Here is a 13892-nt window from a genome sequence, read left to right on the forward strand (position 1 = left end):
CATAAACCACGACGCATAACTGAGGGTGGGTCAAATCTCGGTGAAAATACCGGGTCAGTTCTCAGTGACAATCAACATCCCTAGCCACAAAGGCCGTCCATGATCCCCGAATCCCACCCTTTTTCGAACTTCCTGCTGTCGCTACAGGCTTTGTTCGACGGGGTGCTTGGCTTTGGGGAAAGCATCCTCAGCCCCGGCTGGCGGCAAAACCAAATACTGATCCTGCTGGCCTTGGTGGCGTTGGCGTGGGTGTTGCACCGGGTCACCGGCGTGATGTTGCAAAACTGGGTCCGCTCCCGCGAGGGCTGGTCCAAGTGGCAGTTGCGCGTGGTGGTGCAGGTCAAGCGGCGCTTGGGGTTGATCTGGTTCGCTTTGCTGGCGGGGCTGCTTTATCAGGTGATGCAGAACGTGACTTGGCCGTCGCGGTCGTACCTCATCGGTTTGGCAGCGACGCTGGCGGCGATCTATGTGGGCATCGCTTTCGCCGCGCGTCTGGTGCGCAACCGACCCTTGCGCCGCATGGTGACATGGGGGCTGTGGATCTATGCCACGCTCTACATGTTGAACGTCGCCGATGATGTGGCTTTGTTTCTGGACGGGGTCGCGCTGACTGTGGGCGAATTCCGCCTTTCGGTGCTGACCATTATGACCGCGCTGGTGGTTGTCGGTGCGCTTTTGACCATGGCGCGGCTGGTCAGCACGACCACCGCCGCGACGATCCGCAAGAACGAAGACATCAGCCCCTCCATGCAGGTGCTGGCCGTGAAGGGGGTGCAAATCCTGCTCTACGGGCTCGCGTTCTTCATCGGTGTGCGGGCGGTGGGGATTGACCTGACCGGGCTTGCGGTACTGTCGGGCGCAATCGGTGTGGGCCTTGGTTTCGGTCTGCAAAAGGTGGTGTCGAACCTCGTCTCTGGCGTGATCATTCTGCTCGACAAGTCGATCAAGCCCGGCGATGTGATCAGTCTGGGAGAGACCTTTGGCTGGATCCAAACGCTCGGCGCGCGCTATGCGTCTGTGGTGACGCGGGATGGCAAGGAATACCTGATCCCGAACGAAGATCTGATCACCGGGCAGGTGGTGAACTGGTCGCATTCCAATGACTTTGTGCGGCTCGATATCTATTTCGGCACGGCCTATTCCGACGATCCGCATCTGGTGCGCAAACTGGCGGTGGAGGCGGCCAAGGGCGTCGACCGGGTGCTGAGCTACAAGGCGCCGGTCTGCCATATTGTGGGCTTTGGCGATTCGTCGGTGGATTACATCCTGCGCTTCTGGATCAAGGATCCGACCGGCGGGCTGACCAACATTCGCGGCAATGTCTATCTGGCGCTTTGGGATGCGTTCAAGGAACACGGCATCTCCATCCCCTTCCCGCAGCGCGAGGTAAAAGTCATCGAAGACAGTCAACTGGCCCTGTCGCGCGCCGCGGCATCGCGGGATATGCCTGAGTGAGCGGGGATTTGCGCCGTGGTTAACGCTATGGCTACGCGATCCATTGAAAAATAAACCCCGGGTCGCTAAATTGGGGCTGCTCGGCACCGGGGCAAGCGTTCAGCATTGATGGTGCTATTTACGAAGGAGGACAATGTCCTGTCTCTTAACGTTGACGCAGCGCAGGCTGCTGACCATGGGGCTGCAATGACTGCCGCCTCGCAAATCGCAACCAGCGACGACCTGCTGGCGCTTATCCTTTCCTCGCTGAATGACGACAAGGCCGAAGATATCGTGCAGATCGATCTGCGCGGCAAGACGGCCATCGGCGACTATATGGTGATCTGCTCGGGCCGCTCCACGCGGCAGGTTTCGGCGATCTCGGAAAAGCTGGCGCAGGCCGTCAAAGACGCCACCGGACGCACGTCCAAGATGGAAGGCCGCGAAACCGGCGACTGGGTCTTGATCGACACAGGCGACGTTGTCGTGCATGTCTTCCGGCCCGAAGTGCGTGAATTCTACCAGCTTGAAAAGATGTGGCTGGGCGGCGACGACGCGGCCACAGCGGCACCTCACTGATCCCGCTTTGCGGGCCTAGGTCATGCGGGTTCACATCTGTGCCATGGGCCGGCTTCGCGCCGGTCCGGAAAAATCCCTTGTCGATGATTATCTGACCCGGTTCGACCGGACCGGGCGCGGTCTGGGCCTTGGCCCCGCGCGCGTGGTCGAGATGGAAGACAAGAAGAACGGCGGCATGGCCGCCGAAGCCGTGCTGCTACGGCGCGCGATCCCCCAAGGGGCGGTGATCTGCGTGCTAGATGAACGCGGCAAGGTCGAAACCTCCCCCGCATTTGCCGAACGGCTTGGCAATTGGCGTGACGCCGGGCGGGGGGATTTGGCCTTTGTCATCGGCGGGGCCGATGGCATCGACCCCAGCCTGCGGGCTAAGGCGGATCATGCCCTCTCTTTTGGCAAGATGGTCTGGCCGCATATGCTGGTGCGGGTCATGCTGGCCGAACAGCTTTACCGCGCCGCCGCGATCCTCTCGGGCGGGCCTTACCACCGGGTCTGAAAGGGCGTAGGTCAGGGCAGCGGGATCGTCACCAATTCCGAAGACCAGCCGCTGACGCTGTCGCGCGCCTGAATGCTGACCTCCGTCATCCCCTCGGGGATGCGCACGCCCGAAAGCGAGCGGGTGAAGGGCTGCTCTTTCACATGCGGATGTGCCAGATTGCGGGTGCCCAAGGGTTTCCCATCGGGCCCCAGAATGCGCCAAGCGTCGGCATAGTGGTCCCAGCCACTGTCGTTGTGCCGAATGGTGACGTCAAACTTCCACAAGTCGCCCTGTCGATCGACCGTGACATTCAGAATGGCGGGCGGATCGGCGAAACCCGGCGCGGCAAAGGCCAAAAAGGCGAGAATGAGGCTACGTTTGAACATGGGACACCAATAAAACAACGAACTGAATATAGCGCATTTCGGAAAGGTTCCAAGGTAGGCGGAAGTTGGGCCCGGTGCAATTCACCCTGAAGCCGCAATTTAGTGGTGCAATTGCACCAGGCGCGCGGCAAACTGGCCAAACCCGCGCCATAGGCTCTATGCTGCGGGCCAGAGGAGGGACCGCAATGCAGATGCCAACACCCGATGCCGGGATCATTGCGCGCAAGGCGCGTGTCGTGGCGCGGCTGCGTGCGGCGCTGCCCCGCGATGCCGTGATCGACGATGCGCATGAGACCCGCGCCTATGAATGCGACGCGCTGACGGCCTATAAATGCCCCCCCTTGGCCGTGACCCTGCCTGCCAGCTCCGAAGAAGTCTCGTCAATTCTGGCGATCTGCCATGAGGAGGGCGTGCCGGTGGTGCCGCGCGGCTCGGGCACCTCGCTTGCCGGAGGGGCCTTGCCCACTGCCGATAGCGTGGTGCTGGGGGTGGCGCGCATGGCCGAGGTGCTTGAGGTCGATTACGACAACCGGCTTATGCGCGTGCAGACCGGGCGCACCAACCTCAGCGTCACCGGCGCGGTGGAGGAAGACGGCTTTTTTTACGCGCCTGACCCTTCCAGCCAGTTGGCCTGTGCCATCGCGGGCAATATCGCGATGAACTCGGGCGGGGCGCATTGCCTGAAATACGGGGTCACCACCAACAACCTCTTGGGCGTCACCATGGTGATGATGGACGGCGAAGTGGTCGAGATCGGCGGCGGCTATATGGACGCGGCTGGGCTGGACCTTTTGGGCGTGATCTGCGGCTCCGAGGGGCAGTTGGGCGTGGTGACCGAAGCCACGCTGCGCATCCTGCCCAAACCTGAAGGCGCGCGGCCCGTGCTCATGGGCTTCGACGACAACGCCGTCGCCGGGGCCTGTGTCAGCGACATCATCAAGGCGGGTGTGCTGCCCGTGGCAATCGAATTCATGGACCGCCCCTGCATCGAGGCGACGGAGGCTTTTGCCCATGCGGGGTACCCGATGTGCGAGGCGCTGCTGATTGTCGAGGTCGAAGGCTCGGATGCCGAGATCGACCACCAATTGGCCCTGATCACCGAGATTGCCCGCCGTCACAACCCGGTGGAACTGCGCGAAAGCACCAGCGCCGAGGAAAGCGCCGCGATCTGGCTGGGGCGCAAGTCCGCCTTTGGCGCGATGGGGCAGATCAATGACTACATGTGCCTCGATGGCACCATCCCGGTGAATGAGCTGCCCATGGTGCTGCGCCGCATCGGTGAGATGTCCGATGACTATGGGCTCAAGGTCGGCAATGTTTTTCACGCGGGCGACGGCAATATGCATCCGTTGATCCTGTTTGACGCCAACAAACCCGGCGATTTGGAGAAATGCGAGGCCTTTGGCGCCGACATCCTGCGGCTCTGCGTCGAAGCGGGCGGTTGCCTGACCGGGGAGCATGGGGTTGGGATCGAGAAGCGCGATCTGATGCATGAGCAATACGCCCCCGCTGATCTAGAGGCGCAATTGATGGTGAAGGATGTCTTTGACCCGGCATGGCTGTTGAACCCGGCCAAGGTCTTCCCCCTCGACGTGACGAAAGGGCGGCGCGGCAGCGGCGCGTCGGTGGCGGCGTGACGGTGACTTCCGAGGCGGAACTGGCCGAGACGATCGGTGGCGCAGATGCGCCCCTTTCCCTGCGTGGCGGCGATACGCGCGGCATGGCAGGGCCGGGTGCGGCACTGTCGCTTGCCGGTCTGCGGGGGATCACCCTTTACGAGCCGGGCGCGCTGACGCTGGTCGCGCAGGCGGGCACGCCGGTCTCCGAGATCGAGGCCGCTTTGGCCGTCGAGGGGCAGCGGCTTGCCTTTGAGCCGATGGACCATCGCGCCCTTATGGGCCGCAGCGGCACGCCGACCATCGGCGGGGTCTTTGCCGCAAATGTCAGCGGCCCGCGGCGGCTTGCCGTTGGGGCCGCGCGGGATTTCCTGTTGGGGGTGCGGTTCGTCGATGGGCAGGGGGCCATCATCAAGAATGGGGGCCGGGTGATGAAGAACGTCACCGGCTATGATCTGGTCAAGCTCATGGCCGGGTCGCAGGGCACCTTGGGCGCGCTGACCGAAGTCTCGCTGAAGGTGCTGCCGAAACCCGAAACCAGCGCGACGCTTGTGCTGTCCGGGCTGAACGACCCCGCCGCCATCGCCGCGATGGCGCAGGCCATGCGCAGCCCCTTCGAGGTGACCGGCGCGGCCCATGACCCGGCGCAGGGCCGAACGGTCCTGCGGTTGGAGGGGTTCGAGACCTCGGTCAGCTACCGGATCGGGCGGCTGAAGGATCTGCTCGCCGCCACGGGGGGCGAGATTGAGGTGCTTGCAGAAGGTAGCTCAGAGACCCTCTGGCAGGGTTTGCGAGATGTGGCACCTTTCCATGGGGCGGCGGGCGATGTCTGGCGCCTGCATTGCCGCCCGACCGAGGCTCCGGCGCTTGCGGCAAAGGCCGGGGCGGAGGCGCGGCTCTATGATTGGGCCGGGGGGCTGCTATGGCTGCGCATGGCCCCCGGCACGGACCTGCGCGCGCGCTTGGGGCGGTATGACGGCCACGCGACCTTGTTGCGGGCCGAGGCGGCGGGGGCGCTGCCCCGACAGGAACCCGAAGCGCCGGGGGTGGCGCGGTTGACGGCGGGGCTCAGGGCCAAGTTCGACCCCCGTGGCCTGTTCAACGCCGAAGCCTTGGCCCGCAGCGCATGACTTTGGTGCTGGTCTTCCTCATCGTCTTTCTGATCGGCCCGTTTCTGTTCAAGGCGCTGATTGCCGTGCCGCCTTCGCTTAGGGTCATCCGCGCCTTGGCGGCGATGGTGCTGGTGACCTTTCTCATCGCGCTTGCCCTGCGCTATGGTCTGCTGCGCTATTGGGGTGACAGCGCTTGGCTGTTGGGGGCCATCGCCTTGGCGCTCTGGGCCGCTTGGATCGGGGTGATTGCGCTGGTGGTCCAAGCCCTGCGCCGGGCCGATCCGCGCCCGGCAATGCGCCGGTGGAGCGGGGTTTTGGGAGCCGTGGGCACGACGGTGCCGTGGTTCGGCCTCGTCCTCGCCAATCTGATGCGCAGCACATAGGAACGGAGCCGCCATGCAAACCACCTTCACCCCTGAGCAGTTGCAGGATCCTGATACGCAGCGCAGCAATGAGATTCTGCGCGCCTGTGTGCACTGCGGCTTCTGCACGGCGACCTGCCCGACCTATCAGGTCTTGGGCGATGAGTTGGACAGCCCGCGCGGTCGCATCTACCTGATCAAGGACATGCTGGAGAACGACCGCGACCCGGACCCGAAAACGGTTCAGCATATCGACCGCTGCCTGTCTTGCCTCGCCTGTATGACGACCTGCCCCTCGGGGGTGCATTACATGCATCTGGTCGATCACGCCCGCGCCTATATCGAAGAACGCTACAAGCGCCCCATGGGCGAACGCGCCCTGCGCTGGATGCTTGCGCGGATTCTGCCCTATCCCACACGTTTTCGGCTGGCGCTGCTTGGGGCCAAGATCGGGCGGCCCTTTGCCCGGCTGATGCCCGACGCGCGGCTGCGCGCCATGCTGGAAATGGCGCCCAAGACGGTCCCCCCGGTCAGCCGCAACGACGACCCGCAGAGCTTTCCCGCCCATGGCAAGCCGCTGCGCCGGGTGGCCCTGATGACCGGCTGCGCCCAAAAGGCGCTGAACACCGATATCAACGACGCCACGATCCGGCTGCTGACCCGCGCGGGCTGTGAGGTGGTGGTGGCCCAAGGGGCGGGCTGTTGCGGCGCGCTGACCCATCACATGGGCAAGACCGATGAGAGCCACGCCCACGCCGCCCGCAACATCCGCGCATGGCGGGCCGAGATGGACGGCGAGGGGCTGGATGCCATTGTGATCAACACCTCGGGCTGCGGCACCACGGTCAAGGACTACGGCCATATGTTCCGCAATGGCCCGCTGGCAGAGGATGCGGCACGGGTTTCGGCCCTTGCAAAAGATGTGACGGAACTGCTGGCAGAGCTGGAGCTGCCCTTCGCCGAACCGGCAGCGCCGGGCATGGTCGTCGCCTATCACGCGGCCTGCTCGCTGCAACATGGGCAACAGATCAAGGCCGTGCCGAAGACCCTGCTGAAACAGGCGGGATACACGGTGGTGGAACCGGCGGACAGTCACCTCTGCTGCGGCTCGGCGGGCACCTATAACCTGATGCAGCCCGAGATTTCGGCCAAGCTGAAAGAGCGCAAGATCAAGACCTTGGAGGCCAAATCACCGGATGTGATCGCGGCGGGCAATATCGGCTGCATGATGCAGATCGGATCGGGCACCGGGGTGCCGGTGGTGCATAGCGTCGAACTGCTCGATTGGGCCTGCGGTGGGCCAAAACCACCCGCGCTCAGCCGCGATCCCGACGCGCCTGCGCAGGTGCCGCGTTTGCGTTAAGCCTGCGCCGTATTTTCGCCGCAACTCCCCTATATCCGCCAAGGAAACAAGGTTTTGAGGTGCATTTTGCGACAATTGTTGGCGGCTATCTTCGGCGTCTTTACCCTAGCCACGGCGGCGCTGGCCCAAGACAGCGCGCTCAAAGCGCTCGACAACGGTGTAGATGCCGCCGCTTGGGAGGCGGTGGGCCGTCTCGACATCGGCGGGACCGGCTTTTGCACCGGCACGCTGATCGCCCCGCGTCTGGTGCTGACCGCTGCGCATTGCCTGTTTGACCGCGAAACCAAGGCCCGGATCGACCATGGTGAGGTGCAGTTCCTCGCCGGTTGGCGCAATGGCCGCGCCGGGGCCTACCGCGACATTCGCCGTGCCGTGGTGCATCCCGATTACGTCTACGACGGTGAGGTCTCTTCGGGACGGGTGCGCAATGATCTGGCGCTTCTGGAACTCTCCCGCCCGATCCGCAACACCACCATCCGGCCCTTCGGCACCGCCGCGCGTCCGCGCCCCGGCGACCGTGTCGGCGTGGTCAGCTATGCCCGCGACCGGGCCGAGGCACCATCATTGCAAGAGGTCTGCAAGGTGCTGGCCCAGCAAGAGGGGGTTCTGGTGACCTCCTGCGCGGTCGATTTCGGCTCTAGCGGCGCGCCGATCTTTAGCTTCGTCGCAGGCGAGGCGCATATCGTCTCCGTCGTTTCGGCCAAAGCCGAGGTCGAGGGCGCGCAGGTCTCGCTCGGCACGGCGCTTGGCGCGCCTTTGGCGCTGCTGCAAGCGGAACTGGTGGCTGGCAAGGGCGTGTTTCTGGATTCCAACCCCGCAGGCAAGCGCATCCGCGTTGGCGAAGAGCGCGGCACCGGGGCGAAATTCATCCGCCCGTAATTCTGCGCGGCAGGACTTGAAAGCGCGCAAACCCTTTCCCACATGAGCTTTGCCGAGGTGCCTCAATAGGGCTTCGGCGCTTGAACAACCGGGTCTGTCCAATGGTGGAAGGCCCGATATGTCAATCGCTCACTGATGAGGATGAACACATGCGTAGCTTTGATTTCGCACCCCTTTACCGCTCCAGCGTTGGTTTCGACCAGATCGCCAACATGATGGACCGGGTTCTGACAAACGATGGGGCCACCCCCAGCTATCCCCCCTACAACATCGAAAAGCTCGACAACGATGCCTATCGCATCTCGATTGCCGTCGCCGGTTTCTCGGATAGCGATCTGAGCGTCGAAGTGCGTGAGAAGGCGCTTATCGTTTCGGCCCGCAAGGCGGATGAGGATGAGGCCAAGACCTATCTGCACCGTGGCATCGCCACCCGCGCCTTTGAGCGTCGCTTCCATCTGGCGGACCACGTTCAGGTCATCGGCGCGGCCCATGCCAATGGCATGCTGCATATCGAGCTTGAGCGTCAGGTGCCCGAGGCCCTGAAACCGCGCCAGATCACCATCTCTTCCGAGGTGAAGGCGATCGACAAGGACGTGGTTGACGCCAAATCCGTGAACTAAGCGCGACCGTTCCAGCGCTTTGCGAAGGCCCGCTTTTGGCGGGCCTTTTTTGTGGGCGGTCGCCTCCCAAGCTCGACCCTTTCGTGGGTGAATATCTGCCGAAGCTTGGGGGCGAAAACGGCGGCTTTCTGCTGCGCGGGGGGCGGGGTGAAACCAAGCAAAAGCTGTCGGGTTGAGTGGGGGGCCGGGCAGGCGTGCCCGGACAACAGCGTGCAGAGTACCGTACGCGCAATGAAAGGAAGAACCATGACGACCTATGCAAATTCCCTACGCAAGCTTTCCCTGACCACGGCTGTCGCCGCTCTTATGGCGGCCCCAGTCGCCGCACAGACGCTGGACGCCGGTGTTGGCACCGATGCGACCGCCGATCTGGCGGGCACGGAATTGGACACCACAGCCGGGGCCGAGGCGAATGGCACCCTGACCACCGAAGAGGCCATCGACCAAACCGCGACCTCGGACATTGATACGGATGCCGATATCGCGCTGGATGGCAGCACCGTGGCCGTCGCCTCAGATGATACGGTCATCGGCACCATCTCAAACGCAGAGCCGCAAGCGGACGGTTCCATGCGCTATTCCATTGATCTGGCCGAGGAATTCGCCGCCGATAGCGACCGTGCGGTCGTGCAGATCGACCAAGATGTCGACGCCGATGGCCAGCTGCTCATCGGCATGACGGGCGAAGAATTCGCCGCGGCCCTGTCCCAGCAAGTGAATGCGGACGGCGCGGCGCAGACCCGGACCAACTAAGACGGGTCACCCCAGGGCGGATCTCTCCCCCGCCCGAAAGCCGACAGCATGAAAGTGCTGTCGGCTTTTTCATGTTCGGGCTAGCGGCCATCGGGTTGCAAACTCTCCGGGACAGGGCTACTCCGCGCTAGTTATGATATAACATATCGAATCATGACGCAGGCCAACCTACGGAGAACGACATGCCCCAAACATCCGCATCCCCGCTATTCTTCCTGACGCTCAGCGCGGGCCTTGCCCTTTCGGCCCCGGTCGTGGCCGAGACGAAAGAGGCATCGCATGACCACGATCATTCCCATGCGCATGACCACGCCCACGACCAGAACGACATCTACAAAGGCTACTTCGACGACGCGCAGATCAAGGATAGGCCCCTGTCGGATTGGGCGGGCGACTGGCAATCGGTCTACCCGCTGTTGCAGCAGGGCGCGCTGGACGCGGTGATGCAGCACAAGGCCGAGCACGGCGACAAGACGGCGGCGGAGTACAAGGCCTATTACGAGGTTGGCTATGCCACCGATGTGGACCGCATCACCATCGACGGCAATGCCGTGACCTTCTTCCGGGACGGTGATCCGGTGCAGGGGCGCTATGCCAGCGATGGCTATGAGGTACTTACCTACAAGAAGGGCAACCGCGGCGTGCGCTATGTCTTTGCCAAAGAGGGCGGCGATGCCGAGGCGCCGGAATATATCCAATTCAGCGACCATATCATCGCGCCGCAAAAGGCCGATCACTATCACCTCTACTGGGGCGACGACCGTGCCGAGGTTTTGGAAGAGTTGACCAACTGGCCGACCTATTTCCCCGCCGAGCTGAGCGCGTCTGAGATCGCGGCGGATATGCAGGCGCATTAAGGGCGGCCCGCGGCATGACTGGCAAAAAGCGAAACCTGCGGAGCGGGCTGAAACAGCGGCGGCGTCAGGGGAACCCGATGGCGGCCTTTGACCAACTGCCGCCGCCCCTGCGGGCATGGCTGGCGCAGGCGGCGCTGCCGTGGTCGCCCCGTTCGGCGCATCGGCTGTGGTGTCGGGCGTTGCAGCGTTGCGAAGGTGATGTCGCGCAGGCGGTCTCGCATCTTTCGCGGGCGGAGCGCCGGATGCTGGCACAGGACCGGCTGACGCAATAGCCCGATGCAAAACGGGGCGCGCCATGGCACGCCCCGTTTCTTTAACTTCCGCCGGTGCTTAGACCGACAGGCAGACGTATTTCATCTCAAGATAGTCTTCGATCCCATGGTGCGATCCTTCGCGCCCGAGACCGGATTGCTTGACCCCGCCAAAGGGCGCAAGCTCGGTCGAGATGATGCCGGTGTTGACGCCGACGATGCCATATTCCAGCGCCTCGGCCACCTTGTAGACGCGGCTGAGGTCCTTGGCGTAGAAATAGGAGGCAAGGCCGAAGATCGTGTCGTTCGCCATGGCGATCACGTCGTCCACATCCTCGAACTTGAAGAGCGGCGCGAGGGGGCCGAAGGTCTCTTCCTTGGCGACCTTCATGTCCTGCGTCACGCCGGTCACGATGGTGGGCCCGAAGAAGTTGCCGCCCATATCGTCCTTGGCATTGCCCAGAATGATCTCGGCCCCGTTGTCGACCGCGTCCTTGATATGCTCTTGCACCTTGTCCGAGGCTTCGGGGTTGATGAGCGGGCCAAGGTCGGTGCCCTCTTCAAGGCCGTCGCCCACCTTCATCTGGCTCACGCGCTCCTTCAGCTTGGCCGCGAAGGCGTCATAGACACCCGTCTGCACATAGATCCGGTTCGCGCAGACGCAGGTCTGGCCGTTGTTGCGGAACTTGCACATGATCGCGCCCTCGACCGCCGCATCCAAATCGGCGTCGTCGAAGACGATGAAGGGCGCGTTGCCGCCCAGTTCCATCGAGCATTTCATCACCTGATCCGCGGCCTGTTTCAACAGGATGCGCCCGACCTCCGTGGAGCCGGTGAAGGTGAGCTTGCGCACGGCGGGGTTCTCGCAGAACTCCTTGCCCACGACGGAGGAGGAGGAGGATGGCACCACGTTGAACACGCCCGCCGGGATCCCTGCGCGTTCCGCGAGTACACCCATGACGATGGCCGACAGCGGCGTCTCCGCCGCCGGACGCGCCACAAAGGAACAGCCCGCCGCCAGCGCTGGCGCGGCTTTGCGGGTGATCATCGCGTTGGGGAAGTTCCACGGGGTGATCGAGGCCGCGACGCCGATGGGCTGTTTCATCACCATGATGCGCTTGTCGCGCTGGTGGCCGGGGATCATCTCGCCGTAGACGCGCTTGGCCTCTTCGCCGAAGAATTCAATGAAGGAGGCGCCATAGGCGATCTCGCCCTTGGCTTCGGCCAGCGGCTTGCCCTGTTCGGCGGTGAGGATGGTGCCCAGATCGTCTTGGTTCTCCATCATCAGGTCGAACCATTTGCGCAGCACGGCGGCGCGCTCTTTGCCGGTCCAAGCGGCCCAGTCCTTCTGCGCCTTCTCGGCTTGGGCAATCGCGCCCGCGACCTGCGCGCGGCTGAGGTCGGCGACCTGTGCGATGACATCGCCCCGCGCGGGATTGGTCACGTCAAATGTACCGTCGTCGCCTTCGACCCATTGGCCGCCAATATAGGCGCGGGTTTCAAGCAGGCTGGGGTCTTTCAGCAGTGATTTCAGATCCGTCTTAGCATCAGTCATGTCATCTCTCCGCTATTCTCTATAGCCTCCAAAGCAACAACGAGTATGATTGTCCAGTTAAGTTTGATCAAATCCGGGGTGGGAGACCCAAATGATGCTAGATGACGCCTATGCAAACGCTGCCTATATCGACGGGGCCGACGGCTTTCCGCCCCGCTGGGAAAAGGAGGCAGAGGCATTCCGCGCGTCATTGGGGGCGCGCGCGCAGCTTAACGTGCGCTATGGCCCTTCGGACCGTCAAAAGTTCGACTTTTTCCAGCCCGAGGGCGTGTCGCGCGGCACGGCGGTCTTCGTGCATGGTGGCTATTGGAAGGCTTTCGACAAGAGCTATTGGTCGCATCTGGCCGCCGGTCCGCTGGCGCGGGGCTATGCCGTGGCGGTGCCGTCCTATGACCTTTGCCCCGAGGTGCGCATTTCCGAGATTTCCACCCAGATCGCCGCGGCGCTGACCGAAGTGGCGAACCGCACGCAGGGCACCATCGTGTTGTCGGGCCATTCGGCGGGGGGGCATTTGGTGGCCCGCATGACCGACCCGCTGCTGCTGGGGGCCGAGGTGCGCGACCGGATCACGCGGATCGTGCCGATCTCCCCCGTGGCTGATCTGGCGCCCTTGTTGCAAACCGAAATGAACGACACTTTGCGGCTGGATGAGGCCGAAGCCGCCGCTGAAAGCCCGATCAAGATGACCCCGCCCCATGGTGTGGACGTCACCGTCTGGGTCGGCGCGGCGGAGCGGCCCGCCTTCCTCGAACAGGCCGAGAATTTCGCCCGCAGTTGGGGCGCGAAACATGTGGTGGCCGAGGGCAAGCACCATTTCGACGTGATCGATCCGCTGTCAGAGCCGGACAGCGACCTGACCAAAGCGCTGCTGGGCAGCTAAGGCCCGAATTTTGCGGCAAATGTCCCGCCTTATTGCGCGTAAGGCATTTGCCGCAGCGCCGCGGAAACACTATGTCAGAAGGGCAAAGGCCCCTGTCCGGCCGCGCGACCTAATGGAAAGGGCCGAAGATGAGAATCGTTAAATGGGTGTTCTGGGTGACCGTCTGGGTGCTGGTGGGGGCGTTCTTCCACTATACGCTGCCGCAGACCGATATCGTCCGCGTCACGGACACCTATGAAAAGCGGATCGACTTCGGCAACAATTCGATCTTCTGGTCCGGCTCATCGACCGATAGCGCTGGCCAAGCAGTCAACCGCGATGTTTTTTTCATCCAGACCCGGCGTGCCAAGGGCGATGTCATGGTCTACCGCAACGAAGACACCGGCTGGGGCTGGCCGCCCTATTTCAAGTTCGACACCGCCAACCTTCAGGCCGAGGCAGCCGATGCCCGCAGCACCACCGGCGCGCCGCAGTATTACGCGCTGAAACACTATGGCTGGCGCAGTGAGCTACTGTCGATCTACCCCAATGCCATCTCGCTCCGCCCGGTTGAGGGGCCGGAAGCGAGCAAGGGTATCCCCTTCGTAACCATCATCGTGCTGACCCTCGCCGCGGCGCTGTTCTATGCGATCTGGGTGCGCTGGCGGCGGTTCCGCCGGGCGCGGCTGGACCCCAAGATCGAGGCGATCGAGGATGACATCGCCGCGCGGCGGGGCCGCTTTGCCCGCTGGCGGGCCGAACGTCGCGCGCGGAAATAACCTCACCACGAA

General features: G+C 63.4%; 16 protein-coding genes. 14 read left to right on the forward strand and 2 right to left on the reverse strand.

All coding sequences use genetic code 11. From position 1 onward, the window contains the following. Positions 1-99 precede the first annotated feature (99 nt). The 3 genes from ACGYK2_RS14210 (at position 100) to rlmH (ending at position 2506) form a co-directional block, all read left to right on the forward strand. Entirely contained in the window at positions 100-1455 is a 1356-nt protein-coding gene (locus ACGYK2_RS14210) for a mechanosensitive ion channel family protein (RefSeq protein ID WP_271688773.1), read from the forward strand. 186 nt (positions 1456-1641) lie between these two features. After that, positions 1642-2013: a ribosome silencing factor gene (gene rsfS / locus ACGYK2_RS14215; protein ID WP_067268516.1), complete on the forward strand. Its 372-nt coding sequence runs from the start codon at positions 1642-1644 to the stop codon at positions 2011-2013. A gap of 22 nt (positions 2014-2035) precedes the next feature. Further along, a complete protein-coding gene (gene rlmH, locus ACGYK2_RS14220; protein WP_271688774.1) occupies positions 2036-2506 on the forward strand; it encodes a 23S rRNA (pseudouridine(1915)-N(3))-methyltransferase RlmH in 471 nt (156 codons plus the stop codon). Between the two features lie 11 nt (positions 2507-2517). On the opposite strand, the gene ACGYK2_RS14225 is transcribed toward rlmH, so the two are convergent. Beyond that, the gene (locus ACGYK2_RS14225) at positions 2518-2874 is read right to left on the reverse strand and encodes a hypothetical protein (protein ID WP_271688775.1); all 357 of its coding nucleotides are present in this window, start codon (positions 2872-2874) and stop codon (positions 2518-2520) included. A 185-nt stretch (positions 2875-3059) separates the two neighbouring features. On the opposite strand from ACGYK2_RS14225, the gene ACGYK2_RS14230 reads away from it, so the two are divergent. The 9 genes from ACGYK2_RS14230 (at position 3060) to ACGYK2_RS14270 (ending at position 10708) form a co-directional block, all read left to right on the forward strand. Further along, positions 3060-4511 (forward strand): FAD-linked oxidase C-terminal domain-containing protein, encoded by a 1452-nt coding sequence (locus ACGYK2_RS14230; protein ID WP_271688776.1) that lies wholly within the window; start codon positions 3060-3062, stop codon positions 4509-4511. Continuing rightward, positions 4508-5620, forward strand: a complete 1113-nt coding sequence (locus ACGYK2_RS14235; protein ID WP_271688777.1) for an FAD-binding protein — start codon at positions 4508-4510, stop codon at positions 5618-5620. The genes ACGYK2_RS14230 and ACGYK2_RS14235 overlap by 4 nt, the downstream gene beginning before the upstream one ends. Next, positions 5617-5985, forward strand: coding sequence for a hypothetical protein (locus ACGYK2_RS14240; RefSeq protein ID WP_271688778.1), 369 nt, complete (start codon positions 5617-5619; stop codon positions 5983-5985). Before ACGYK2_RS14235 ends, ACGYK2_RS14240 begins: the two co-directional genes overlap by 4 nt. Positions 5986-5998: 13 nt before the next feature. Beyond that, positions 5999-7327: a glycolate oxidase subunit GlcF gene (glcF, locus tag ACGYK2_RS14245; protein ID WP_276154388.1), complete on the forward strand. Its 1329-nt coding sequence runs from the start codon at positions 5999-6001 to the stop codon at positions 7325-7327. A gap of 75 nt (positions 7328-7402) precedes the next feature. Next, a complete protein-coding gene (locus ACGYK2_RS14250; protein WP_271689910.1) occupies positions 7403-8206 on the forward strand; it encodes a serine protease in 804 nt (267 codons plus the stop codon). 149 nt (positions 8207-8355) lie between these two features. Beyond that, positions 8356-8826: an Hsp20 family protein gene (locus ACGYK2_RS14255; protein ID WP_067268529.1), complete on the forward strand. Its 471-nt coding sequence runs from the start codon at positions 8356-8358 to the stop codon at positions 8824-8826. Positions 8827-9072: 246 nt separating this feature from the next. Continuing rightward, positions 9073-9579, forward strand: coding sequence for a hypothetical protein (locus ACGYK2_RS14260; RefSeq protein ID WP_271688780.1), 507 nt, complete (start codon positions 9073-9075; stop codon positions 9577-9579). Between the two features lie 182 nt (positions 9580-9761). Then, entirely contained in the window at positions 9762-10436 is a 675-nt protein-coding gene (locus tag ACGYK2_RS14265) for a metal-binding protein ZinT (RefSeq protein ID WP_271688781.1), read from the forward strand. 14 nt (positions 10437-10450) lie between these two features. After that, positions 10451-10708: a DUF6525 family protein gene (locus tag ACGYK2_RS14270; RefSeq protein ID WP_271688782.1), complete on the forward strand. Its 258-nt coding sequence runs from the start codon at positions 10451-10453 to the stop codon at positions 10706-10708. Positions 10709-10766: 58 nt separating this feature from the next. Here the strand turns inward: ACGYK2_RS14270 and ACGYK2_RS14275 are convergent, their stop codons facing one another. Next, positions 10767-12242, reverse strand: coding sequence for an NAD-dependent succinate-semialdehyde dehydrogenase (locus tag ACGYK2_RS14275; RefSeq protein WP_271688783.1), 1476 nt, complete (start codon positions 12240-12242; stop codon positions 10767-10769). Positions 12243-12333: 91 nt separating this feature from the next. On the opposite strand from ACGYK2_RS14275, the gene ACGYK2_RS14280 reads away from it, so the two are divergent. Both ACGYK2_RS14280 and ACGYK2_RS14285 read left to right on the forward strand, forming a co-directional pair. Continuing rightward, complete coding sequence (locus ACGYK2_RS14280; RefSeq protein ID WP_271688784.1) at positions 12334-13122, forward strand: alpha/beta hydrolase; 789 nt, start codon at positions 12334-12336, stop codon at positions 13120-13122. A gap of 128 nt (positions 13123-13250) precedes the next feature. Next, a complete protein-coding gene (locus tag ACGYK2_RS14285) occupies positions 13251-13880 on the forward strand; it encodes a DUF1523 family protein (protein ID WP_271688785.1) in 630 nt (209 codons plus the stop codon). Positions 13881-13892 lie beyond the last annotated feature (12 nt).

The sequence above is a fragment of the Sulfitobacter sp. 1A10359 genome, from assembly GCF_043558145.1.
Classification (GTDB): Bacteria; Pseudomonadota; Alphaproteobacteria; order Rhodobacterales; family Rhodobacteraceae; genus Sulfitobacter; species Sulfitobacter faviae.